This is a genomic window from Nitrosomonas sp. TNE100 (assembly GCF_055387135.1).
This window is the reverse complement of record NZ_AP040997.1, coordinates 1,385,866-1,410,271: the sequence shown is the minus strand read 5'-3', so window position 1 is coordinate 1,410,271 and position 24,406 is coordinate 1,385,866. Positions and strand designations below refer to the sequence as shown.

General features: G+C 47.8%; 19 protein-coding genes. 6 read left to right on the top strand and 13 right to left on the bottom strand.

Features of this window, described 5'->3' with window-relative positions; all coding sequences use genetic code 11:
• The 3 genes from yajC to queA form a co-directional block, all read right to left on the bottom strand.
• A complete protein-coding gene (gene yajC / locus ACZ5EJ_RS06700; protein WP_011634484.1) occupies nucleotides 1-465 on the bottom strand; it encodes a preprotein translocase subunit YajC in 465 nt (154 codons plus the stop codon).
• Nucleotides 466-529: 64 nt separating this feature from the next.
• Nucleotides 530-1,615, bottom strand: a complete 1,086-nt coding sequence (tgt, locus tag ACZ5EJ_RS06695) for a tRNA guanosine(34) transglycosylase Tgt (RefSeq protein WP_011634483.1) — start codon at nucleotides 1,613-1,615, stop codon at nucleotides 530-532.
• Entirely contained in the window at nucleotides 1,612-2,652 is a 1,041-nt protein-coding gene (gene queA / locus ACZ5EJ_RS06690) for a tRNA preQ1(34) S-adenosylmethionine ribosyltransferase-isomerase QueA (protein ID WP_011634482.1), read from the bottom strand. Before queA ends, tgt begins: the two co-directional genes overlap by 4 nt.
• Before the next feature lie 154 nt (nucleotides 2,653-2,806).
• On the opposite strand from queA, the gene leuS reads away from it, so the two are divergent.
• From leuS to ACZ5EJ_RS06665, 5 genes are all read left to right on the top strand, one after another.
• Nucleotides 2,807-5,413 (top strand): leucine--tRNA ligase, encoded by a 2,607-nt coding sequence (gene leuS / locus ACZ5EJ_RS06685; protein ID WP_011634481.1) that lies wholly within the window; start codon nucleotides 2,807-2,809, stop codon nucleotides 5,411-5,413.
• 19 nt (nucleotides 5,414-5,432) lie between these two features.
• Nucleotides 5,433-5,927, top strand: a complete 495-nt coding sequence (locus tag ACZ5EJ_RS06680) for an LPS-assembly lipoprotein LptE (protein WP_011634480.1) — start codon at nucleotides 5,433-5,435, stop codon at nucleotides 5,925-5,927.
• A 14-nt stretch (nucleotides 5,928-5,941) separates the two neighbouring features.
• Nucleotides 5,942-7,015 carry a DNA polymerase III subunit delta gene (gene holA / locus ACZ5EJ_RS06675; RefSeq protein WP_011634479.1) on the top strand — a complete coding sequence of 358 codons (1,074 nt, stop codon included), beginning with the start codon at nucleotides 5,942-5,944 and terminating at the stop codon, nucleotides 7,013-7,015.
• Nucleotides 7,016-7,432, top strand: a complete 417-nt coding sequence (locus ACZ5EJ_RS06670; protein ID WP_011634478.1) for an OsmC family protein — start codon at nucleotides 7,016-7,018, stop codon at nucleotides 7,430-7,432.
• 237 nt (nucleotides 7,433-7,669) lie between these two features.
• The gene (locus tag ACZ5EJ_RS06665) at nucleotides 7,670-7,840 is read left to right on the top strand and encodes a hypothetical protein (protein ID WP_160803492.1); all 171 of its coding nucleotides are present in this window, start codon (nucleotides 7,670-7,672) and stop codon (nucleotides 7,838-7,840) included.
• 70 nt (nucleotides 7,841-7,910) lie between these two features.
• Here ACZ5EJ_RS06665 and ACZ5EJ_RS06660 read toward each other — a convergent pair whose 3' ends face one another.
• The 9 genes from ACZ5EJ_RS06660 to ACZ5EJ_RS06620 form a co-directional block, all read right to left on the bottom strand.
• Nucleotides 7,911-10,853 carry a bifunctional diguanylate cyclase/phosphodiesterase gene (locus ACZ5EJ_RS06660; RefSeq protein WP_242500152.1) on the bottom strand — a complete coding sequence of 981 codons (2,943 nt, stop codon included), beginning with the start codon at nucleotides 10,851-10,853 and terminating at the stop codon, nucleotides 7,911-7,913.
• A gap of 11 nt (nucleotides 10,854-10,864) precedes the next feature.
• Nucleotides 10,865-12,091, bottom strand: a complete 1,227-nt coding sequence (locus ACZ5EJ_RS06655) for a hypothetical protein (RefSeq protein ID WP_074684803.1) — start codon at nucleotides 12,089-12,091, stop codon at nucleotides 10,865-10,867.
• Nucleotides 12,084-12,386 (bottom strand): hypothetical protein, encoded by a 303-nt coding sequence (locus tag ACZ5EJ_RS06650; RefSeq protein WP_464556789.1) that lies wholly within the window; start codon nucleotides 12,384-12,386, stop codon nucleotides 12,084-12,086. Before ACZ5EJ_RS06650 ends, ACZ5EJ_RS06655 begins: the two co-directional genes overlap by 8 nt.
• A 68-nt stretch (nucleotides 12,387-12,454) precedes the next feature.
• The gene (locus ACZ5EJ_RS06645; RefSeq protein ID WP_011634473.1) at nucleotides 12,455-13,267 is read right to left on the bottom strand and encodes a PEP-CTERM/exosortase system-associated acyltransferase; all 813 of its coding nucleotides are present in this window, start codon (nucleotides 13,265-13,267) and stop codon (nucleotides 12,455-12,457) included.
• Between the two features lie 319 nt (nucleotides 13,268-13,586).
• Nucleotides 13,587-15,434, bottom strand: a complete 1,848-nt coding sequence (locus tag ACZ5EJ_RS06640; protein ID WP_464556787.1) for an asparagine synthetase B family protein — start codon at nucleotides 15,432-15,434, stop codon at nucleotides 13,587-13,589.
• 160 nt (nucleotides 15,435-15,594) lie between these two features.
• On the bottom strand, nucleotides 15,595-16,830 hold the full coding sequence (locus tag ACZ5EJ_RS06635; RefSeq protein WP_074455327.1) for a pyridoxal-dependent decarboxylase, exosortase A system-associated: 1,236 nt from the start codon (nucleotides 16,828-16,830) through the stop codon (nucleotides 15,595-15,597).
• Nucleotides 16,827-18,416 carry an acyl-CoA ligase (AMP-forming), exosortase A system-associated gene (locus ACZ5EJ_RS06630; RefSeq protein WP_074455328.1) on the bottom strand — a complete coding sequence of 530 codons (1,590 nt, stop codon included), beginning with the start codon at nucleotides 18,414-18,416 and terminating at the stop codon, nucleotides 16,827-16,829. Before ACZ5EJ_RS06630 ends, ACZ5EJ_RS06635 begins: the two co-directional genes overlap by 4 nt.
• Nucleotides 18,417-18,456: 40 nt before the next feature.
• Nucleotides 18,457-19,815: a PEP-CTERM-box response regulator transcription factor gene (gene prsR / locus ACZ5EJ_RS06625; RefSeq protein WP_464556786.1), complete on the bottom strand. Its 1,359-nt coding sequence runs from the start codon at nucleotides 19,813-19,815 to the stop codon at nucleotides 18,457-18,459.
• A gap of 338 nt (nucleotides 19,816-20,153) precedes the next feature.
• Entirely contained in the window at nucleotides 20,154-22,496 is a 2,343-nt protein-coding gene (locus ACZ5EJ_RS06620) for a penicillin acylase family protein (RefSeq protein WP_464557723.1), read from the bottom strand.
• Nucleotides 22,497-23,036: 540 nt separating this feature from the next.
• Here ACZ5EJ_RS06620 and ACZ5EJ_RS06615 point away from each other — a divergent pair.
• Nucleotides 23,037-23,279 (top strand): uracil-DNA glycosylase family protein, encoded by a 243-nt coding sequence (locus ACZ5EJ_RS06615; RefSeq protein ID WP_011634467.1) that lies wholly within the window; start codon nucleotides 23,037-23,039, stop codon nucleotides 23,277-23,279.
• Here the strand turns inward: ACZ5EJ_RS06615 and ACZ5EJ_RS06610 are convergent, their stop codons facing one another.
• A complete protein-coding gene (locus tag ACZ5EJ_RS06610) occupies nucleotides 23,280-24,404 on the bottom strand; it encodes an ABC transporter permease (RefSeq protein ID WP_074685170.1) in 1,125 nt (374 codons plus the stop codon).
• Between the last annotated feature and the right edge of the window lie 2 nt (nucleotides 24,405-24,406).

Here is a 24,406-nt window from a genome sequence, read left to right as displayed (position 1 = left end):
TTAATTCTTTTCGTTATCCTGTTTTGTTGAATCAGCTTCACTGATTTCAGTTTCTTTATTTTCCGGTTCGGCCTGGCGGGGTTCATTAGATTTCTGCTTGCCGCTTTTGAGTGCCCGGCTGCTTTTGCCGGTTTCTATGCTTCTGAGCGTTCCCTTGGGCAATAATGTTTGAACGGAAGATTTGAGTACGGTAATTTCAACGCCTACTGCAATTTCCATGGTGAGGTAGCTGTCTCCGGTGCTCACAACTCGGCCCAGTTCTCCTCCACTGATGATAATCTCGTCACCTTTCTGTAATTCGTTCTGCATTTGTTTTTGCTCTTTGGCCCGCTTGGTTTGCGGACGGATCAGCAAAAAATAAAAAATGACCACGATACCAATCATGGGTAGAAAGCTCATCAGAGTGGGGTCGGAAGTCTGAGCCGTACTATTGGCGGCCTGGGCGAAAGCTTCTTTTATGAGCATAAGGTCTTCTCCTTCAATTGGGTATGAATGGAAACTGAATCGTTATGTATTTTAGCATGAAGTTCTAGCCGGAAAATCTGCATGCAAACTGTTCAAACTGACCAGCTTCAATCGCCTTACGGATATCAGACATGAGCCGTTGGTAGTAGTGTAAGTTATGCAGCGAGTTGAGCCGGGCGCCGAGCATTTCTCCGGTGCGCTGCAGATGATGCAGATAGGCACGGGTAAAATGGCGACAGGTATAGCAATCGCAATTTTCATCCGGCGGGGAGGTATCCAGCCGGTAACGGCTGTTGCGCAGCTTGAGAACACCTTGGCTGGTATAGAGCCAGCCATTGCGTGCATTGCGGGTAGGCAGCACGCAATCGAACATATCAATACCCTGTTCAACAGCACGAACAATATCCTCAGGCGTGCCTACCCCCATCAGATAACGTGGCTTGTCTACCGGCAGCTGTGGCGCGGTATGGCTGAGGATCCGCTGCATTTCCAGCTTGGGTTCGCCTACGGATAATCCGCCAATAGCGTATCCATCAAAACCAATATTATACAAACCGGCTATTGAGCGATCGCGCAGCGATTCGTACATGCCACCTTGCACGATACCGAACAGTGCGTTTGGATTACCGGCATGCGCTGCTTTCGAGCGCTCAGCCCAGCGCAGACTCAATTGCATGGAATCTTCGGCAATTTGCATATCGACCGGATAGGGGGTGCATTCATCGAAAATCATGACAATATCCGAATTCAGCACACGCTGGATGCGCATGGACTCCTCCGGTGTCAGAAAGCAGGTATCGCCATTGACTGGCGAGCGGAAACGTACCCCTTCTTCGCTGATTTTGCGTAACGCGCCCAGGCTGAATACCTGGAATCCGCCTGAATCGGTCAAGATAGGCCCGTCCCAGTGCATAAACCGGTGCAATCCGCCATGCGCTTCAATCACTTCTAGCCCGGGGCGCAACCATAAATGAAAAGTATTGCCCAGAATGATTTCGGCCCCCAGGGTTTGTAGCTCGTCTGGAGATAATCCTTTGACTGCACCATAAGTGCCAACCGGCATGAAGGCCGGTGTTTCTATCATGCCATGGGCAAGCGTCAACGTTCCTCGTCTGGCGTGATGGTCGTGGCAATGCAGCTGAAATTTCATGATCGGCTATCGCCCTCAATCAGCATGGCATCCCCGTAACTGAAAAAACGATAATGATTATTAACGGCGTGCTGATAGGCATGACGAATAGTCTCTATGCCAGCAAAAGCGGATACCAGCATCAATAAGGTGGAGCGAGGCAGATGAAAATTGGTCAGCAGTCGGTCTACAACGCGGAACTGAAATCCGGGAGTAATAAACAGATTGGTTTCGTTCGATCCAGCAACCAGCTCGCCATCGCCAATCAACGCGCTGGCTTCCAGTGCACGCAAGCTGGTGGTGCCAACTGCGAGCACACTTCCACCACCGGCCTTGCATCTCCGTATAATTTCTATCGTTTCTGTCGGGATATGGTATTGCTCGGTATGCATAATGTGCTGATTGATATTTTCCACGCGCACTGGCTGGAAAGTTCCAGCGCCGACGTGCAAGGTGACCCAAGCAATTTTTATCCCCAGAGTCTGTAATGTTGTCAGCATGGTTTCATCAAAATGCAAGCCTGCAGTGGGGGCTGCAACCGCTCCAGTTTCTTGGGCGAAAACAGTCTGATAACGACTTTCATCAGAAGCTGTGGCTATGCGTCCAATATAGGGAGGTAGCGGAGTGTGTCCATATTGATCAAGCAATTCGATGAGTGGCTGTGAGTGTATGAAGCGCAGTGTGTAAATATCCTGTTCACGTGCTTCTACCTGCACGGTAATCGCATTTTCCAGCAATAACGTGGAACCAATCGCCGGCGCATGACTGGCGCGGATCAATGCTCGTGCCTGATGTGTGCCCAGAATACGCTCAATCATGACTTCGACCTTGCCGCCGGTGGATTTGAAGCCTGCCAACCGGGCTTTGACAACACGAGTATTGTTGAACACGATCACATCACCTTGTTTAAGGTAAGCAGGCAGATCCTTGAAAGCCGCATCACGTAAATCAGATTGACGGCTGTTTATATACAGCATTCGGCTATCTGCCCGGTTTGCGAGTGGAAGCTGTGCAATTAGCTCATTAGGAAGGGAAAAATCAAAATCATCAGTTTTCATGCTGCGGATTATACCGGTGACCAGTAAAGGGCCTGTATTTTTTAGGAAAGAGTGTCGCAATGAGAGGTTTTTGCAAGGAGCTTTCTGCCAGTCAGAATGGTTGACTGTATAATTAATTTTTTAATTTTCATCCGTCAGAAAACTCCATCTATCCATGCAAGAAAAATATCATCCACAGGAAATAGAACAACAGGCCCGGCAAAGCTGGCAGGAAACGGGCATTTTCAATACAACCGAAATACCTGATAAGCCGAAATATTATTGCCTGTCCATGTTTCCTTATCCTTCTGGCAAGTTGCATATGGGGCATGTGCGCAACTATACGATCGGGGATGTATTGTCGCGTTATCGTCGTATGCAGGGGTATAACGTCATGCAGCCGATGGGCTGGGATGCATTTGGATTACCGGCTGAAAATGCTGCCATCCAGAAGGGTGTGCCGCCTGCAAAATGGACGTATGACAATATCGCCTACATGCGTAGCCAGTTGCAGAGTCTGGGGTTGGCTATCGATTGGAAGCGGGAGCTGGCCACGTGTGATCCAGAATATTATCGCTGGAATCAATGGTTGTTTTTGCGCATGCTGGAAAAGGGTATTGCGTATCAGAAAACACAGGTAGTCAACTGGGATCCGGTTGACCAGACCGTACTGGCCAATGAGCAGGTCATTGATGGGTGTGGTTGGCGTACCGGAGCGGTGGTCGAGAAACGGGAAATCCCCGGTTATTACTTGGCTATTACCCGTTATGCGGATGAACTACTGGCTGGTCTGGAGAATTTGCCTGGTTGGCCGGAGCGTGTAAAAGCTATGCAGGCTAACTGGATTGGTAAAAGCTACGGCGTGGATATTATTTTTTCACCAGATATTGCATCCGGAATGCCGCAAGCGCTGAAAGTCTTTACCACCCGGGCGGATACGCTGATGGGAGCGACTTATGTGGCAGTGGCTGCAGAACATCCGGTTGCTTTATACGCAGCACAAAATCAGCCCAAGCTGGCCGCTTTTATTGAATCCTGCCGGCAAGGCGCAACTATGGAAGCCGAGCTGGCGCTCCAGGAAAAAAAAGGCATGGCTACCGGGCTGTATGTCCTGCATCCATTGACGGGCGAACGCTTGCCGGTGTGGGTCGCCAACTATGTGCTGATGAGCTATGGCGAAGGGGCTGTTATGGCAGTGCCGGCGCATGATGAACGCGATTTTGATTTTGCCCGCCAGTATGCTTTGCCAATCAGACCTGTTATCAAGCCGGAAGATGGTGAATTACCTGCACCACTTGCGCAGGCTTTTACTGGTTATGGTGTGACATTTGATTCCGGCGAATTTTCCAGTCTGAAATCAATGGATGCGGTTGATGCTATCGCTACGAAGCTGAAACTGGAGGAACAGGGGGAGAAGCGTGTACGGTATCGTCTGCGTGACTGGGGCATTTCACGGCAGCGTTACTGGGGTTGCCCGATTCCGCTGGTTCATTGTGATCAATGTGGTGTGGTACCGGTACCGGATGATCAGCTACCCGTTACTTTGCCGGAAGACCTGGTGCCGGATGGCTCCGGTAATCCACTGACAAAAACACCGTCGTTCTATGAGTGTACCTGCCCGCGCTGCGGGCAGCAGGCGCATCGTGAAACCGACACCATGGATACATTTGTTGATTCTTCCTGGTATTTCATCCGTTACGCTTGTCAGGATCAGCAGGCTGCTATGACTGATCAGCGAGCCAATTACTGGTTGCCGGTTGATCAATATATCGGTGGCATTGAGCACGCCATCCTGCATCTGCTGTATTCACGTTTCTGGAGTAAAGTCATGCGTGATCTCGGGCTGGTGTCATTCGATGAGCCTTTTGCCAATCTGCTGACGCAAGGTATGGTGCTGAATGAAATATTTTTCCGTAAAACCGGCAACGGCCGGATTCAGTACTTCAATCCGGTAGAAGTCGATGTGCAGTATGATGCAGAAGGGAAAAAAATCGGTGCCGTGCTGCAGGCAGATGGTCAGCCGGTTGAATCCGGTGGTATTGGCACCATGTCGAAATCAAAAAATAATGGCATCGACCCGCAGGAAATTATCGAACAATATGGTGCCGATACTGCCCGTTTGTTTATGATGTTTGCCAGCCCGCCCACGCAGACACTGGAATGGTCAGATGCCGGTGTCGAAGGTGCTTTCCGTTTTCTCAAACGGCTATGGCGACAGGTTTATCTGCACAGGCAGCAGGGAAGTGACATGTCTGCAACTGACGCAATACCGCATTTGGAATATCCAGCCGATCTGCGGGATTTACGTTGTCAATTGCATCAGACGATAGTCAAGGTAACTGATGATCTTGAACGGCGCCACACGTTTAATACCGCAATTGCTGCGGTGATGGAGCTGATGAACAAGCTGGCCGGCGTACAAGATATCAGCCCAGCTGCACGCCAGCTCATGCAGGAAGCGCTGGAAAACAGCGTACTGCTGCTTTCACCCATTGTTCCGCATATCTGTCATATCTTGTGGCGTGAACTCAGGCCTGGTACTGAGCTGCTTGATCAGCCTTGGCCACAGGCAGATGAGCAGGCGCTGATCCAGGATGAAATCGAAATCGTGGTTCAAATCAATGGCAAGTTGCGCGGGCAAATACGTATTGCCAGGGAAGCAGATCAGGCCACTATTGAGCGGATAGCTCTGGAGCATGAGCATGTTCAGAGGAATATTGCCGGGCAGCCAATCAGGAAGGTAGTTATCGTGCCGGGAAGACTGGTCAATATTGTTGTTTAACAAAACAGGTATTTTGCGGATGATAACGTTGCGAGCTTTACTGTCCATCTTGCTGGTATTGAATCTGGCTGCCTGTGGCTTCAAGTTGCGCGGGCAGGTTTCCGAACTTCCTTTTGAGCGGATCTATATTAGAGCGCCTGCAGGGATGACTATTGGCTCTGATCTTGAGCGAGTAATTACTACCCATACGCAAGCACGAGTAGTAAAGAAGATCGAAAAATCCGACGCAGTTGTTCAGATTGTGCATGCGATCCGGGAAAAAAGAATTCTTTCTCTCTCGGAGGGAGGAAGGGTACGTGAGTTTGAGCTAATTTACCGGGTAGCTGCTCGGCTGCTGGATTCACATAATACCGAGCTGGCACCCTTGCAGGAAATCAGGTTGACACGCATTCTTCCGTACCTGGATGCACAGGAGCTGGCCAAGGCAGCAGAGGAAGAAATGCTGTACAAGGATATGCAGAAAGATGCCGTACAACAGATTCTTCGCCAGATTACGGCTGTTACCCTCGGGTGAGATGTGTATAACGCATGCGACTAGATCCGAAGCCTGTGACCAGTCAACCTGGTGAAGGTGTTGCCTCTCTGTATGTTGTGCTGGGGGATGAGTTACTGTTGGTCACGGAAGCAACCGACCGGATTCGTGCCCATGCCAAAGATCAGGGTTACATTGCGCGTGAAATCTTTACGATTGATCAGCGATTTGAATGGATAAACCTGTTTCATTGGGGACGTCAATCCTCCCTGTTCAGCGAACGTCGCATACTTGATTTACGTATTCCATCCGGTAAACCGGGCAGGGAAGGCAGTATGATTATCGAAAAATTTTGTCAGCATCTGCCGCGCGATACCGTGACCATTGTGACGTTACCGGAAATTGATAAACAGGGACGTGCCAGCAAGTGGTTCAAGGCATTCGAACGTACCGGCCGGATCACCGAAATAAAACCGGTCAGGCGTGATCAGTTGCCCCACTGGATCAAACAGCGTCTTGGGCAGCAGAAGCAAACAACGGATCGGGATACATTGCAATTCTTTGCGGATAAGGTTGAAGGTAATCTGCTGGCAGCTCATCAGGAAATAAAAAAGCTGGGATTACTCTATCCTGTCGGTAAATTAACTTTTGAGCAGATCAGGAATGCCATTCTGGATGTTACACGCTTTGATGTGCTGCAGCTGCCGGAAGCTATGCTGACAGCCGATATGGTACGTTATAACCGTATTCTGGAGGGGTTGCAGGGGGAGGGGGTAGCTCCGCCACTGATACTGGCTATTTTGTCAGAGCAGATTCGTTTGCTGATAAAAATCCACCTGACCAAGAACTCCAGTCGGGGTATGACGCTGGAACAAGCCATGGCAGCATTGCGCGTGTGGCCTTCAAGGCAAAAACTGATTGCAGGTATCTTTCACCGTACTCACTATCAATTGCTGGTGCGGGCTTTGCTGCAGGCGGCTGCCATTGATCGAATGATCAAGGGAGTCACGAAAGGAGATATCTGGGAAGCGCTTTTAAAGCTCGGGATGTATTTTGCTGTTGATGACAATCGTTGTAAGGCAATCGAAAGGAATAGTTTTCTATTTACGATCAACTTATCTCTAAAATAAATGAAAGTAAAAATTGCATGGCAGGAAGGAGTCAGTTTTCTCGGACAGGTTGGGAGCGGGCATTCTGTACTCATGGATGGCGCACCGGAAGCAGGCGGGAAAAATCAAGGCCCACGTCCAATGGAAATGATATTGCTTGGCCTGGGAGGGTGTACCTCCTTTGATGTCGTACATATTTTGCGTAAAGGTCGTCAGGAAATTACCGGATGCCAGGTTGAAGTGGATGCGCAACGTGCAACTGAAGATCCGAAAGTGTTCACCCATATTCATTTGCATTTCATCATTGCCGGGAGGAACCTGGATTTGCGGCAAGTGGAACGGTCAATCAGTTTATCTGCCGAAAAATACTGCTCTGCTTCCATGATGCTGAAGGCGACAGTTAACATCACGCACGATTATGAAGTTATTGCTGGTTAAATAGGCACTTTAAAAATACAGATTAAAACAGGATGGGGATATTGATTTTTCCAAACTTTCAATGAGTTCCAAAACGATCTCAAAGTCAGTCTACACGCCGCTTATAAATTTCTGGACAATAAATTTTTATTCTGATAATAATAGCGAGCGCTGGTTTTTCGGGAACGAAGGCCAGGCAGAAAAAGTGTAGAGAAAGACACTATATTATTTTTAAATAGCTATAGGGAGATAGGGAAAATGAAACTCTTACATATACTGATTGCCGCAATGATTACAGCTGTTACTTTGACTGGATGTCTTGATACGGATAAACCCGCCAACTATCCACCCAGCATGTCAATGGAACGTGATTCCATGCCTGACAATGTAGATAAGTCTGAACCTAAGACAGAACAAAACAAAAATTGAGAAGAGATATGGTTCAAATTTTCTAACCGCCCCTCGGGGCGGTTTTTTTATCCGCATAATTCTTTAATCATTAGCCGTTAGTATCAGGGAAGAGTTTTTCTGCCAAGGTTGGCATGCCGATGTAATAGCCCTGTGCAAAATCGACCTCCAGTTTGTCAAGGATGCTCAGTATTTCCTTGTTTTCAACAAATTCTGCAGTGATTTTTTTACCAAATCCCTTTGCTACGCTGCACAGTGCACTGACAAGTATCTGATCATCGGGATTGCTCGCCAGGTTACGGATAAACGAGCCATCGATCTTGACCGCATCAACCGGCAATTCACGAAGATAATAGAAAGAAGAGAACCCCACCCCAAAATCATCCAATACAAAACCACAGCCGAGTTGCTTGAGATCATACAAAAGGCCACGTGTCCCGGGTAAATTATCCAAGGCAGCTGTTTCTGTTATTTCAAACATTAACAGGCCAGGATCAATCTGGTTAACTGAAAGCGCCTGGCTGATGGTCGGTAATAGTTCCGGATCGTTAAAGGCGTGTGCTGACAGGTTAATGGAGAAGCCAATGCGCCTATTTTCTGCTCGATTGATTCTTGCGGCCAATGCAATTGCCTTGTGCAGCACCAGATGATCGATTTTGTGGATAAGGCCGGTATGTTCTGCTGCACGGATGAATGCTCCAGGAGGATGAATGGTTCCGTCTTCATCCTGCATACGCAGCAAGACTTCGTAATGATGGGTCATTCCGTCGCGCAAGGTTTGAATGGGCTGCAGATAGAGCAGATAACGATCATGCGCATTGGCGTATTCAATTTTTTCTTTCCAGTAAACCAGTGTACGCACGCGTTCACGTGATTGATCATCGCTGGAAAACAGATGCCAGGTTCCACGCCCCGTTTCCTTGGCCTGATACATTGCAAGATCAGCAGCGGCCAGCAAGTCGTGAACATTATTTCCATGTTCGGGAAAGATCGCAATGCCGATACTGGCTGAAATATTGTGTGTTCTGCCATTAAGTGAAAGTTGTGTTTCACCCAGCCGGGCCAGAATTTTTTTGGCAACTTCAATGGCAGCTCCGGGCATGATTTCAGGCAGGATAACAGCGAATTCATCCCCACCCAACCGGGCAGCAATATCAGCCGTACGAACGGTACGGGATAACATGTCAGCGACCATTTTCAACATCGCGTCACCCGCTTGGTGACCACTGGTATCATTTACAAACTTGAATCGATCAAGGTCGAAAAACAGCAATGCCCCGGGATGCTGATATCTTTCCGCCCAACTGAGAATCTGTTCCAGTTCTTCACTGAAACGGCGGCGGTTGTACAGATTTGTCAGTGGATCATGATCAGCAAGCCACGCCAGATGACCCTCCACCCGCTTGTACTCGGTAATGTCGAGTCCAACGGAAAGAATCACGGAAGGATCATCCTTGGATTGCCACGTCAGGCGAGAATGGAGCCAGGCAACATTCCGTTTTGAATCATCTTTACATAGTACGATTGCTTCATGCCGTAACTGATCACGATTTCCCTTACGGATTTCCAGTAAATATACATCCAGATTATATTGCTCACCATCCGGCGCCAACAGCTCCATAAAGTGCTTGCCCTGCAGCTCCTCTTCGCTGTACCGGGTCAGTATTTCACCGTATGTATTAGTCATGATTATTTTTCCGCTGGCATCCTGTGTCAGGACGACGACTTGTGCCGTATCCAGCAGATTCTCAATAAAATCTTTCTCCTTGCTGAGTTCGTCACGTTGTTGAACCAGCATGCGGGTGCGGTAGGCAACTTTTTCCTCCAATTTTTCAAGCTTATGTGAAAGCGTGAGTGATGCATCGTGCAGAAGATCAATTTCATCATTCAACCGACGCCTTCGCCAGTGCGAGGAAAGAGCGCTGCGGAAACTGCCGAATCCTCTCCCGGCCAGTAATGGCAGGAGCGATACGATATATTTGAGGCGGGATAGCGGTCTTGAAATCATGCTGAACAAGATGATCTCTGAAAATATCATCCCGATCAGCCCGATGACGACAATACGCCAAATGGAATTCTGGATTGCCTGGACGGTATCAGTTACTTCGGTAATGATAACCAGCTGCCCTTGGTCAGGTATACGGATACCATGCAGCGGGAGCAGCTTGATCTGATAATGTCTGTTATTCCATTCATGTTGGATACCTTGTTCAATTTCTGCAAGATTTGGGTGACTTTTGGCTACTTTGCTCAGGATGGTGAGATTTTTACCGCTGTTTGTCAGAGCCGTAATGGAGACATTCCATTCAGGTATCCCCATGAAAGCATTGTTATCTGACAGTATGTTGTTGTGTGTGTTATTCACAGTACGTCCGACAAACAGGCCAATATCAGAATCGGAAGCACGTTTGAAATTCAAAAAAACATCAACCAGAGAAGAGCCAATAACAATGGCACCCGTTCGTACCCCATCAATCAGCAATGGCTCAATGATATATTGAGTACAGCTTTCAACACAGATCATCAACGTAGCAGGATGTTCACGCGTATTGACTTCACGAACATGCTCAAGAATAAGGTTGTCCCGGTATGCATTGGCATCAAAGTTGCCCCACCGTGCAAGCAATGATCCGGAAGAACTGTAGAAACGAATATCTTCGATATCGCTCTGAATCTGGAACAATGTCCAGTACCGTTCAAAGGTTGTGAGTATTTTCTGTGAGTTAGCTGCTTGCAGGCTGGCCTTCATCCCTTTTAAGTAGGGAATAACTCTGACGAGTCCGTGTAAACTTTCAGAATTGCGCCCGATTAGGCTTTCTATTTCTCTAGCGTAACGCTGGTATTGTGTTTCTCTTTGTTGATCAATGCTATCGATCAGGCTGTTGTAGTTGATCATGCTGAACGTGGTTACCACAAGCAGTAAAATCAGGCTACTCAGCAGGGAAATTTTCCAGCTTAGCCCGATAAATATCCGAAAAAATTTATGGCCAGTATTTTTTAAATCAACTGGCCTCTCGGAGATGGCAGGTTTCACTTGATCTTGCATCAGAACCGATAGGAAATTTGTGCGGCAAACAGATTCCAGTTTTTCTTAGTACTGGTGATATCCGGATTATCCAGTGGAGAAAGCCAGGCAGTTCCATTGATCCGATGATATTCAGTGCTCAGCATGATGGATGGAGTAATATTCCAGCGTAATCCTACCGTCAAATCTCTGGCGTACTGACTGTATGCCGGATGGCCGCTTACGGCTGCAAATTTCTTGCCGTTGCGATCTTTTCTGTTGGCGAAAAGCAGATCGTAGCGCAATACAGCTTCCCAGCCTGGAAGGAACCGGTAGATACCTTGCAGATAGAAGCTATCCCCGGTAGAACTCTGATCAAGTCTGGGGTTGCCAAAACCATGACGGCGAGAATAACGTAACGCATATTCTGAAGTTATGCTCCAGCGTTCTGCATTGTATTGCGCTGACAGAATCAGGGGAGAGAATCTGAATGAACCCGATTCAAAAATATCATTTTGGCTGGGATCATAGCCAACATTGAGCTGAGCGCTGCTGACAGCCAGGCGTAGCCGCCCGTCAGGCAGTTCGTAGAGGATACGGCCGATATATGAAAGCCTGCTTTTCAGATATCCTCGGATCGGGGTTGTATGACCAAAAATAGATGTTTCGGTATCTTTGTCATCTACCTGCGGAAAAGCAGCACCAAGCTGAATGGTAATATTTCCCCAATCTGTGCGTGATTCTCCGTACAGCTGAGCGCCATCCGAAGCCAGTGCCAGGTTGCGGGTCCGATCAAAATAGATTGATTGAGGTAACAGTATACTTGGCCGGGTAAAGGGCACATCACGGGTATCGTTATAGAACCCAAACGGATTCTTCATTCTGCCCAGGCGCAAGCCAAGTTCTACCCCGGGCGTATTAATAAAATTGTAATCAAGGAAGCCAAAATCAATACGGATGCCACCGTCACTGCCTTCTCCCGCCCTGCGGTGAAGTAACTGTCCGGAGAATTGCAATCTGGGTAGCGGGCGCAGAGAGGCTGTCAGGCCCATTTCCCTGAAATCAAAGCTGCCCGAGTTGTTGCTGTGACCGAAAACATTGTTTCCGGTTGTCTTGATATATCCCTGGCTAAGGAAACCATGTACCTGCAGCTGCTTCAGAATTTGTACTCCCTGATGCCCATCAGCAAATCCGGATGGTGCGAAAAGAGTCAGAAGTAACCCTGCGATGCTCAAAAAGGGATTGGTGAAAAATTTTTTGCTATTCATTGATATGAACGACCTGGACACTTCCATCAATCTTGATTTCACTTAAATAACCGATTGATCCCGGTGTCGTCGCAATTTTTGTACGCATCTCTTCTTCGGAGTACACGACGAGTGGTGCTTGCCCGGTTCCTGAATAGACCAGGCGATCCCATGCGAGGCGTAATTGATAGGGGAAGACCATACTAAAGACAGAGCGTAATAAATTCTTGGAAAGATAATTGACATTGGTGCCGGGATGGACTACTACTTCAACCGCGTTATCAGAGGATAAAACATTATCCGTGAAAAAAAGCATAATTAGCAGTGCGGGGAGAAGAGTGCCCCGAAGGCAGTAAGTAAAAATTCCCGTCACAATGGTGAATGTTATTGGTTTCCCGATATGCGAGCGCTACCGTAGTCAGCGAGTTGTCGCCTGTTTTGTTGGCGCAGAAGAGTCAGATCGGCCGGCCAGATATTTCCGTGGTCAGTAACAAGCTCCCAAATTGTCCGCTGATCGCGGTAAATTCTGTCCAGAACATCTAACAGGCAGACATGATAAGGGCTGCGAAGTCCGTGGTAATCAGTTGATGGGCCAATGGAATTCAATTGCAAGCCGTAAAATCCCAACAATTTGTTCAAGGCTGGTTCCATGGATGAAAGTAAGTAATAAATTTCATACTGAGCACATGTTTGTATAATTCCAACGACAAGCCCTAGCATCGGATGAGGAAAGCGACGTCGTTCGTGAGGTTTGCCAGCAGGTCGGGTTGGTATATCAACAGGTCCAGCCAGCGTATAGTGTTCATTCTTACGTTTAAAAAAATCGCTCAGTATGGCGAAGCGGGATATTTCAGCGGTATGTTTACGAGATGATGGATCTACCTGAAATTCAGGATAAAATTGGGTATGCAGTTCAGTTGGCAGTTTATTTTCTGGATGTTGCAAATCAGGCAGAATCAGGCGAGTGGTTCCGATGAATGTATCGGTCGGCCGATGGCGCAGCAAGAGATGCGCAGAGCGACTATCGTATTCGTCATTTTCCAGTTTATCTGGATAATTTACTGAATTGAAACCAGAGATATCGTTATATACGCACAAAATACGAAAACGTAAGCCGAAAGCCTCTTTAAGCAGCTCCGGCGTATTAGCATGCACAATTTCAAAATATTGGTGAAAAGCTTTTTCAAGATCATTCATATTTCCCCTTGACTATAAGTTTTGTCTAAAACAAAAAACAGAGCCAAAAATGCTGGCTAATCAGGATGAATTTTACTGTTCAGGCCAATTTTCAATTCGGGGAATATATAAACGATATGACTTTATATTTTATTTGCATTTTGCTGCTTGCATCATGACAATCAATCGTATTTCCGAGAATGTTAATCAACAAAATATAAACTGGATAATAGTGTCGTCTGGACAAGACACATTAAACTATACTTACGTCGCTAAAATATGACAAGCTGATGATATTTTTTGTGTTGTTTTTTGTGATGATTGGATGAATCTTGAATTTTTACTGGGTATGCTGTTTGAACCAGTACTCCAACATCATTAACAGCCACACCATGGTACCATGGTAGCTGGCGTGTTCGTGAAGGTGCTGATCAAGTAGCTTATCGATGAAATCGTTCCGTATGATGTTACGAGCTTTGAGGTCGCTCAGGCTATCTGCGGAAATTTCCCGTAGCAGTTTGTGCGATTGCAGCCAGACACCAAACGGTAAGCCAAACCCCTGTTTTTGCTTGGCAATGATCTCATTCGGCAAAAATCCCCGTAATGCCTGTTTAAAGAAATAGCGCAGCTGTGTCCCCTTCAGCTTCAGATCCGGATCCAAAGCGAGAGAGAAAGCGAGCATTTCATCATTGGCAAACGGAAAAGATACTTCCATACCCCCCAGACGACAAGCCTGAACTACTTTGGGAAAATCGTTATCTGCTAGCGTAAATTTCCAGTCGAAGGCGAGCATACGGTTGATCAGGCTACGCGCGTGAGAAGCATCGTGGTAAGTTTGTTCGATCAACTGCGCAGGTTGCCCGGTATTAACCTGTGCCAGTAATTCTGGAGAAAATACAGCCTCAAAGCCATAATGCGTTAATAGATTATAAGTTTCCATCCGATGAGGCATGGGGACAGTTGCCTGTGCGACATAGCTACGTGCTTTACGGAGTAATTTGGGACCGGTATCGGGCGGAATAGAGAGGATAAGCGGTGAGAGCAGGTGATTTCTCAAGGGCGCCGGAATTTTGTTATACAGTGAAAAAATATACTGTTTTGCATAACGTACATTGCCGCCGAACAGTTCATCACCACCGTCGCCCCCAAGTAACAAATCCAGGCCATCTTTCCTGGCCATGCGTGCACAGTAATAGGCTGGCAGTGCCGATGCATTACCAAAAGGTTGATCAAAGACCGACGCAATCAACGGGATGGTTTCGACTACATCATCCGGTGTGACATAGTATTCGTGATGATCTGTCGAGAAATGTCGGGCAGCAATTCGTGCATAGTACATCTCGTCATAACCGGTTGCCTCAAAACCAATTGAATAGGTTTTAGCTGGTTCCCCGGTAACTTCCGTCAGTATCCCTGCCAGGGTGGAGCTATCTGTGCCTCCACTTAGAAATGCTCCGGCTTTCTGATCTTGTATTACTTCACTGACACTTTTTCTAAGCAGCGAGAGAAATTCCTGTTGAAGCTCTGGAAACGGACGCTTTATATCCTCATTAAACTGAGCCTGCGTGTAGTGATTGATTTCTGCACGGCCATCATGAAAATATAGGTATTCACCAGGAAGCAGGCGCTGTTGAGCCTGGTAAATGGTGCCAGGTCCCGGGATCATGTGAAAATAAAGGTAGTTGAGCAGCCCTTGTGGATTGATTTCCTGGCTAGCCTGCGGATGTGTGAGCAGGACATCAGCCGAGGAGCCAAACAGGATTCCATTATCCAGCTGTTGGTAGTAGAGCGTATGTGTCCCCAGTGGATCAATGGCCAGTGCGACTTTGCGGGCATGGCTATCCACGATGCAGCACACGAATTCACCGCCAAGATCAGAGAATAGTTTTTCACCTTTCTGCAACCATAGATCTGCAAGCGCTGCAGCCATTCCTTTGGCATTAATATCCGCCTGCAGCTGTTCATTCCTGGATTTTATCCTCCCCCAGATACCAACCAATAAACTATCTTTTTCATAGAGATGAGCATGGCTTACTTTGGCAACAACGGACAGGACAGCGTTGCCCTGTGTTGCTATTTGAACAGGATTGCTGTCAAAACGAGTCAGCAAACGGGCCATACGATCAATAACCTGTTGATTCTCTATTGCCGAATGATTAACACTCAGCCAGCCACATATACCACTCATATCATCTCCTCATCTTTCCGGATTACCCCTTGGATGCGATTGTCATAATAGCATTCGGGCATGGTTTTAATTTGTTTACTTCCTTGTACTGGTTACCAATGGTTATTTGATTTGCATGTCATATCATTACAGAGAAAGGCACCAGCTCGACAGCAGATTCTCAGACCAGTATTTCCAGCGGAGCAGGGTGACTAAGAAAAGAGGTGGGGCTGGCTGTTAATCCATAGGCGCCAGACTGGAAAATAACGATCAGATCCTCAGGCTCAGCTTTAGATAGTTCCATCTGGTTGGCAAGTAAGTCTAGTGGCGTGCAAAGTGGTCCGACCACTGAGGTAATTTCGGTTTCACTAATGTACATTTTATTTCCGACCGCAACAGGGTAATTTTTGCGGATAACCTGGCCAAAATTTCCTGAAGCGGCAAGATGATGATGCAAGCCACCATTGGTAATAAGAAAAATCTGCCCTCTTGATAGTTTCTTTTCCAGTACACGGCATACATAAACACCTGCTTCTGCCACAATATAACGCCCCAGCTCAACCACGAACCGGATATTCGGGGAAGAAGCAGGAATTTCTGCCAGCAATTGTTTCAGATTAGTGCCAACGGCACTCAAATCGAGCGGATTTTCACCGGGGAAATAAGGAACGCCAAATCCACCGCCGATGTTGATTGTGCGTATTGGAACGGGTGAGGTTGACGCAAGCTGTAAACCGAGCTGCAGTGTCTTTTCGTGTGCTTCCTGAATGGCTTCCACTCTGAGATTTTGTGAGCCGCTGAAGATATGCAATCCCTCAAAATCTAGTTTTAATTGCGCAATACGTTGCAACACGGCCGGGATGCGCTCGGCATCGATACCGAATTGTTTGGAGCCTCCTCCCATCCTCATTCCGGAAGATTTCAGCTCAAAATCAGGGTTGACCCGTACTGCGACTTTAGGATGGAAACCGGTTTCGTCTGCCAGTTGAGCAATTGTTTCCAGCTCCTGTTCGGATTCCATATTAATAATAATGCCGGCGGCAATGGCACAGGCCAGTTCCTGACGGTTTTTGCCGGGGCCCGCGAAACTGATATTCTCTGGAGTCACGCCTGCATCCAGTGCCACTTTCATTTCACCAACTGAGGCAACATCAATTCCATCTACCAGGCCTGCCAGGTGCTGTACCACCGCCGGCATTGGATTGGCCTTCATCGCATAGTGCAGAAGTATGTCTGGTGGCAGATGTTGTCTCAGAGACTGTACACGTGTGGAAATCAACTGGCGATCGTAGGCATAGAAAGGGGTGCTTCCAATCCGTTGAGCCAATCGTGTGAGTGGAATGCCGCCGATGACAAGACAATGATCCTGTACCGGAAACTGTATCATCGGCGCATGTTTAGGTTGATTCGTCGTCATATTTCTTCTGTTTGGAAAACTTGCTGAAATTCACTGGCTAGACTCTTTCGATCGATCTTTCCATTTGGATTACGCGGTAGACTGGTCTGTCGTAACTCGATCAAACCGGGTTGCATAAAAGCAGGTAAATGATTTTTGCAGGCAGCCATCAGGGTATCCTGTTTCAGTTCGATTCCTGTTTTGGGGACGGCAATAACAACAATTGCCTGGCCAAGCGTTGGGTGTGGTGCTCCAAATGCAGCAGTTTCTGCAACTGTTTCTGTTGCATAGATAACTTCCTCGATTTCTGTCGGACTGACACGGTAACCGGAGGTTTTGATCATGTCGTCACGCCGGCCAATAAAATACAGATAGCCTTCTTCATCCATCCGCACAGTATCACCTGACCAGACAGCCAGCTCGGGAATGGTCAATCCGGACTGACGGGGAGCAAGGGGGCGAAAGCGAGCTGACGTTTTGTCCGGATCGTTCCAGTAACCCAGCGAGACCAGTGGCCCACGGTGCACCAGTTCGCCTGGTTCACCTGGTGCGCAATGGGAGCCATCTTCCCGCAATACCATAACTTCAGCATTGGGAATTGCTTTGCCCATGGAATCCGGGCGTTTATCCGCTTCTTCCGGCGGCAGATAGGTTGAACGAAAAGCCTCCGTCAGACCATACATTAAAAAGATCTCTGTACTGGGCAGTGCTTCGCGCAAACGTGCCAGGGTGGTTCGCGGCATGGCTCCCCCGGAATTGGTGATGTAACGCAGTGTCTGTACACCTTGCCAGTCCAGTTGTGCCAGTTGTGTCCACAGTGGTGGAACAGCCGCCAGCCCAGTGATCTGCTCACGTTTGATGATGGAGAGAATGTCGCGTGGTAGTAGATAATTCATCAAAATAGCAGTAGCGCCTACATAAAACGCAGTGTTCAGCTGGCTCAATCCATAATCAAAGCTAAGTGGCAGTACCGCAAGGATTCGATCATTCGATTGATTATGCAGATATTGTGAAACACTTTTTGCGCCGATTACCAGGTTACGGTGGGAGAGTACCACTCCTTTGGGTTTGCCGGTGCTGCCGGAAGTATACAAAATTGCCGCCATATCGCTGTCGATGCAACGTGGCAAGTGTACAGCTTCAGAAGAGGATATTTGTGCTTGTCCCCATGAAGTGACATTGAGTCCGGGTATTGACGATGATTCTTGTGCTTCATCAACTGTGATTACAGTATGCAAATCATGGCATTGTGATAATGCCGTGTTGAGCAGGCTGAATCGATCAACGGAAGTGACCAGTACTCTAACGTTGCAATCGTTAAGAATATAGGCAACCTGTTCAGCTTTGAGCAACGGGTTGACCGGTACAAATGCCCCTCCCGCGGCAGATGTGCCAAACAGGGCAATAACCGTTTCAAGCCGTTTTTCAAGGTAAACGGCGACACGCTCTCCCCGGCTTAGCCCTAATGTATGCAAGGTACCAGCGAATGATTGCACTGCTTCGGCCAGCGCCGGATAAGATAAATGACGTTTCCGATCGATCAGAGCTACAGAATCTATATTCCGATCGGCAGACTGATAAACCAGTTCGTGAAAAAGAGAAGTCATGAGTGGGTTGGGTAATAACGAGGTTGGTAGGTTTTATAGGCTATTTAAGTCCGTGGCGATTCATCAGGTCGTAAAGTGTTGGCCGGGTGACGCCGAGCAGTTCTGCAGCTTTAACGATATTACCATCCATCCGGGCTAAAGCCTTGGCGACTACTTCGCGTTCTGCCTGTTCCCGGACTTCGCGCAGGGTGGCGGGTTGCTCAGGATTGTCTGCTGATTGTAGTCCCAGATCCTGGGCCGTAATTTGGGAGCCCTCCGCCATGATGACAGCACGCTTGATGCAGTTTTCAATTTCGCGGACATTACCCGGCCAGCGGTGGTTGCTGATTGCATTCAGTGCATCCTGGCTGAAGTTGAGTGTCTGGCGCTTTTCCTTGATACGGTATTGATTCTTGAAGTGATGCGCAAGCAATACAGCGTCGCCAATGCGTTCACGCACTGGCGGTATATGAATGCTGATCTCGCACAGCCGATAGAATAAATCTTCGCGGAAAGTACCGGCATCGATCATTTTCTTCAGATCCTGATGGGTTGCACAGATAATACGCACATCCACCGGAATCTCTTCTCTGCCACCAATGCGTTCAATGACGCGTTCTTGTAAAAACCTTAGCAGCTTGGCCTGCAGTGAGAGAGGCAGATCACCAACTTCATCCAGAAAAAATGTGCCCCCTTGCGCGGTTTCTATTTTACCGAGAGTCTGTTTTGCAGCATTGGTAAAAGCCCCTTTTTCGTAACCAAACAATTCAGCTTCCAATAATGATTCCGGGATCGCTGCGCAATTTACTGCAACCATGCGTTTACTGTTTCTGCCACTGAGCAGGTGAAGTGCTTTAGCCAGTACTTCCTTTCCAGTACCGCTCTCGCCCAGTAATGCGACGGCAACATCGGAAGATGCAATACGTTCAATCTGTTGACAAATTCTGGCTATTTCCGGATCTCCGGTAATAAATCCAGGAACTGATGAAATCAGGCCAGCTTGCTGCAGCTTATAATTTTCCCTTTGTAACCGGTGCAGATAAAAGGCCCGATTTACGATCAGATTAAGTACACCCGCATCAAGGGGTTTTTGATGAAAATCATAAGCACCCATGTCAATTGCTTTCAGCGCATTCTCATGATTCTGATTGCCGGTCAGCACAATAACCTTGGTGTCGGGAGCCAATGCAAGAATCTGCTGCAAGGTTGCCAGGCCTTCCGTTGCCCCATCCGGATCAGGAGGCAAACCAAGATCCATGGTTACGACTGCGGGTTCATGTCGGCGGATTTGTGCCAGCGCACTTTCACGATCGGAAGCAACAGCCACGTTGCAATCATCAAAACTCCAGCGCAATTGTTTTTGGAGCCCGGGATCATCTTCCACAACAAGCAATTTTTTTTGTATTTCATTTGCTTTCATAGCGTGACTGTCATTGTGAATTTAATATGAATATATGGAATAATTTTGCTGTTTTATGCGTAATTTACTGACATTAAAACTAGCAGCCTTTCTACTGAAAATAGAACCTCAGTCAAATTTAACTGATTTCAGCATGCTGCTATCTTTAAAGAATGCGGCTATTAAGCTGTCATTAAATTGTGTAAGTTTTATCGACATCACTGTAAAAATATTAAGCTAAATCGAATTGATCAGGAAAAAACAGTAACTTGCTGATTACTCAAATGCCACTAGAGTAACGCAATGTATCCAGCCAGGGTGATGGAGGATACTTTTGCTGCTGTTTCAGCCAGGTTATTTTATTGATATGGCTTAACTTCGGTGGCGTGCAGATATAAAGTTTGTTGTGGTGGTCCCGGTAGAAACGGGCTGGCATTCCCCGCCACCCAATCAGAATGGCCGCTGCCGTAATAAGGAGAGAGCGGATGGCCGCTTTGTCCTCCCGGCATCTGAAAATAGCCATTCTCTTCCTCTCCAGGCGCAACAACAAAGCGCAGGGATGCACCAAAATTTGGTGTCTGAACACGAGGCATATGGTGATCTCCAGGCAACTGATCTGCAGGCATATCCAGCCATGCAGCAATCCATGTAGGCAGGGCGCGGCTGAGCGGATGCCGGATAGCGGCAGTATTTTCTTCACCCCAATTGCGCGCGGCAATGCCGCCTGGTTGCGCTTGCAGCCATGCTGTCACACGTTGTGCGCAAGCGGCGAGCATATCCTCCCAGCTATCCTCACCGGGAGGCAATAAATGTGGTGGACGATACTTGATCAGCTTCCAGACGGCATGTTCAACCTGGCTTAGGCGGGGCCGCACAAAATCAGGGTGATTGAGCTTCACTATTGCCGCAAAGGCATTGAGAATATGTTCCATAACAGCGTAACGAAAACTGTGTACGACGCGATAAGCTACCGACTGAGGCGAAGCGTGGCCATCCCAGTCACGCAAGGCTTGCTGCATTTCCCGGCTCCACGCAGCTGACGGGATTTTTTGCAATGTTTCTTCCAACAACTGCTTCCAGCGAGCAAGCAGCAGTGCGCGATCATCCAGCTGTATGGCCAGTAGATCTTCTGGTGAAAAGTGATTGAGCGCATGTAATTGATCGCGGATCTGCTGACTGCGCGCGCCGAGATCATATCCACCATCCCCCAGTTTTTTCAGCAAGGCGCCATCGACCATTCTGGAATTGCCATTCCAGAGTCGCGTCTCTGGCGGATTGATCACCAGCGGATAATCAGCAGGCGCAAGCCAGCCCCTCCAGCCAATTGTCTGTTGGCCCCAATCTGCGGGCAGATTTGCATCGTAGCCGCCCGTGCGTAAAGGAATACGGCCGGCAATTGTCCAGGCGATATCGCCATTTCTACTGCCTGCAATGAAATTTTGTGCTGGAATGCCCATGTTTTGCGCAATCCTAACTGCTTCTTCCAAGCTATCTGCCTGCTCCAATTCAATAATATCAAGGTTGACAGCATCTGGCTGGAAAGCTGTCCAGACCAGCGCCAGAGGGGTACCGTCATAATCTCTAGCAAGAATAGGGCCCCACTCAGTTTCATGGATTTCGAGCTGTTCATCGGGTGCATCACGCACATGTAGCGTTTCCTGCCATACTTTGATTGCTTTCCACTCACCATGATCAGCATAACGGGCAGGGTTATCCAGATCGAGCTTGACTCTGACCCAGTCGGCAAAATCTCCATAAGAATTAGTAAACCCCCAGGCAATATGACGATTGGAACCGGCAACGATAACCGGGTTACCGGGGAGGCTGACGCCGATTACATCAATCTTCCGCTGGGCGTGCAAAGGATCCGGATAAACTAGACGAGTACGGAACCACAAGCCGGGAACCCGCAAAGACAGATGCATGTCATTGGCTACCAGTGCACTGCCATTGGTTAGAGCGCCCCCAACTGCAAAAGCATTACTGCCAATGATGGGTAATTCCTGAAAGCTGTTGCCTGACAAAGTTTGTCGATTGATTGAGCGCAAATCAATATCAGTAGCAGGAGGGTAGGGTGGCCATTCAAGTTGGCTGTCATCCAGGGCGGCATCCCACTCTCCACCGCTGGCAGTCAGAAAACGGTAGGCAGATTCCGGCAAGGAGGCATGCATCATTGATAGCCCCAGTTCACGATCAATGCTGTTTTCCTGCAGTGTTATGTGCATGGCAAGCACGATCAACAGGCTGTCTTCGCTACGCCAGGGTCGGGGTAGCGTTTGTGTAAGCAGATAACCAAATTGTTTGGTTTTGAGACTGTTTAGCCCTGTATTGACTCCGTCGCGATAGGCTTCAAGCAGACGAAGCTGGTCTTGCGGCAGCCTTTGCAGCATTGACTGTGCGCGGGCACGCATCCGATAGCCACGCGCCTTGCGATCAGCCGGTAATGCAACCCCACCAAATAACTCCGCCAGCTCTCCGGCGGCCTTGCGGCGCATCAAGTCCATTTCAAAGAAGCGTTCCTGTGCATGAATGAAACCCAGGCCACGCGCCAGATCTAACCTATTTTCAGCACTTAGTGTCACCGTGCCGAGCGCATCCCGTTCAACCGTTACAGTATCAGCTAACCCGGGAAGCAGCAGATCTCCTTCATAAACGGGCAGACTGCCTCTAAGAAATAACCACGCAGTAGCCAAGATAATCATTGTGAGAACGAGCAGAAAAAGCAGGAATTTACGCAGCATATCAACAATAAACCCAACAAAATTGAGATCAATGAGATTGTAACAATCGCGATGCGTGTTTTTAGAAAGTTTATCCAGGCGATCTATTAAATATTTATGCTTCGATTACGTACAAACTTGTCCACAATTCCTGTGGATAAGTTTGTGTATAACTTGAGGATGATTGCCTTAAGGGTGTCTTTTCAAACAGGATTTTGAAATATGCTGAAATTTTGCACACTTATTTTTTTCATTAGAAACAATATGTTATGTTTACAGCCAGTATTGACGCGGGTTTGAGGAGTTGTCAACAACTCAGGTAAAAAATGTGGATATTTTTATGCCTGTCAAGAGAAATGTTCATGACAGATAGAAAAAAATTGGAATTTCTGTCTTTCTCAAAGCCATAATCAGGCATAAGCTTTTGTGTTATTTCTGATTTTAATAGTGAGTAGCAAATCATTTTGCGGCAGATCAAGCCAATATGGATGATTTCATATCATTGATTCATCAGGTGCGCTGGTGTCTTTATGTACTGAACCTTTACCGCTGAGACCAAAACCAGTATTTCAATTGCATGCATCAGCCCGTATTCTGATTGCCAGCCAGGCACCCGGCAGGCGGGTTCATGAAACCAGGGTGCCGTTCGATGACCCCAGTGGCAATCGGCTGGGCGAATGGATAATTCCTTCCCGCAAGGTAGGATGTATCATGCTTAGTGATTCTGGTCCCGTAGGTATAATCTCTCGTCTCTTTCGTTTCTGATCATGCCATAGAACTAATCGTCTTGCGGAAGCGGGTAAGTGCCAGCATGAAAAAAATAATACCAATTGCAAGTAGAGCAAGAAATTCTGGCCAGATAATACTGAAACCTGCACCACGGTAGAGAATAGCCTGGGCAAGGGAGACAAAGTGGGTGGTTGGTGCTGTGAGCATGAGGTACTGCACTGCCTCAGGCATACTTTCACGTGGTGTCATGCCACCAGATAGCATTTGCAGTGGCAGTAGAATAATGATCATCAACAACCCCATTTGCGGCATCGAACGCGCTACCGTGCCGAGAAAAATACCCATTGAGGTTGTGGCAAACAGATGTAATGTCATACCAATGACGAATAGCCCGATTGAGCCCTCGATGGGTACGCTGAGCAAATCCTGTACGACAAAGACAATCGAAGCCGTAGCCACGATGGCGACTACTAGACCCATCGACCAGATTTTGGCCATCATGATCTCGAAGGATGTCAGCGGCATTACCAGCAGATGTTCGATAGTGCCATGCTCACGTTCGCGGATTAGCGCCGCACCAGTGAGAATAATAGACAGCATGGTAATACTGTTGATAACTTCCATCACTGAGCCAAACCATACCGAGTTCAGATTCGGGTTAAAGCGTGCACGTATTTCGAGTTCGGCCGGCCAGGCAGGAAGAATTTGATGGCTTTGAGAGAATGTCGTGACCTCATTAGTAATGATATTTTGAATATAACCGCTGCCGATAAAGGCTTGTGACATACGTGTTGCATCGACATTGAGCTGAATGGCGGGTTGACGCCCAGCCAGTACATCGCGTTGAAAATCAGGAGGGATATTGAGTACAAAAGTATACAGGCCGGTATCCATACCGGGATCGGCGGCATACTGATCGATAATAAGCGGCGACAAAAAATGAGGGGGATAAAAAGCATTGATAATACGTAATGACAGAGGTGATCGATCTTCATCGATAATGGCAATGGGAGCTTTGTGAAGTGATTCAGGCAGACCGGTAGCAGTCAGGTATACCTGGCCGGTGAATGCAAATAGAATCAGAAATAGCATTAGTTTGTCGCGTCCCAGGCTGCGCAATTCCTTGATTCCAAGGTGAAAAATGTTGAGAAAGGTGAGCACTG

Excerpts from the sequence above, each read along its gene's own strand:
- yajC (WP_011634484.1), bottom strand. The coding sequence starts at position 465 with ATGCTCATAAAAGAAGCTTTCGCCCAGGCCGCCAATAGTACGGCTCAG.
- tgt (WP_011634483.1), bottom strand. The coding sequence starts at position 1,615 with ATGAAATTTCAGCTGCATTGCCACGACCATCACGCCAGACGAGGAACG.
- queA (WP_011634482.1), bottom strand. The coding sequence starts at position 2,652 with ATGAAAACTGATGATTTTGATTTTTCCCTTCCTAATGAGCTAATTGCA.
- leuS (WP_011634481.1), top strand. The coding sequence starts at position 2,807 with ATGCAAGAAAAATATCATCCACAGGAAATAGAACAACAGGCCCGGCAA.
- ACZ5EJ_RS06680 (WP_011634480.1), top strand. The coding sequence starts at position 5,433 with ATGATAACGTTGCGAGCTTTACTGTCCATCTTGCTGGTATTGAATCTG.
- holA (WP_011634479.1), top strand. The coding sequence starts at position 5,942 with ATGCGACTAGATCCGAAGCCTGTGACCAGTCAACCTGGTGAAGGTGTT.
- ACZ5EJ_RS06670 (WP_011634478.1), top strand. The coding sequence starts at position 7,016 with ATGAAAGTAAAAATTGCATGGCAGGAAGGAGTCAGTTTTCTCGGACAG.
- ACZ5EJ_RS06665 (WP_160803492.1), top strand. The coding sequence starts at position 7,670 with ATGAAACTCTTACATATACTGATTGCCGCAATGATTACAGCTGTTACT.
- ACZ5EJ_RS06655 (WP_074684803.1), bottom strand. The coding sequence starts at position 12,091 with ATGAATAGCAAAAAATTTTTCACCAATCCCTTTTTGAGCATCGCAGGG.
- ACZ5EJ_RS06650 (WP_464556789.1), bottom strand. The coding sequence starts at position 12,386 with ATGCTTTTTTTCACGGATAATGTTTTATCCTCTGATAACGCGGTTGAA.
- ACZ5EJ_RS06645 (WP_011634473.1), bottom strand. The coding sequence starts at position 13,267 with ATGAATGATCTTGAAAAAGCTTTTCACCAATATTTTGAAATTGTGCAT.
- ACZ5EJ_RS06640 (WP_464556787.1), bottom strand. The coding sequence starts at position 15,434 with ATGAGTGGTATATGTGGCTGGCTGAGTGTTAATCATTCGGCAATAGAG.
- ACZ5EJ_RS06635 (WP_074455327.1), bottom strand. The coding sequence starts at position 16,830 with ATGACGACGAATCAACCTAAACATGCGCCGATGATACAGTTTCCGGTA.
- ACZ5EJ_RS06630 (WP_074455328.1), bottom strand. The coding sequence starts at position 18,416 with ATGACTTCTCTTTTTCACGAACTGGTTTATCAGTCTGCCGATCGGAAT.
- prsR (WP_464556786.1), bottom strand. The coding sequence starts at position 19,815 with ATGAAAGCAAATGAAATACAAAAAAAATTGCTTGTTGTGGAAGATGAT.
- ACZ5EJ_RS06620 (WP_464557723.1), bottom strand. The coding sequence starts at position 22,496 with ATGATTATCTTGGCTACTGCGTGGTTATTTCTTAGAGGCAGTCTGCCC.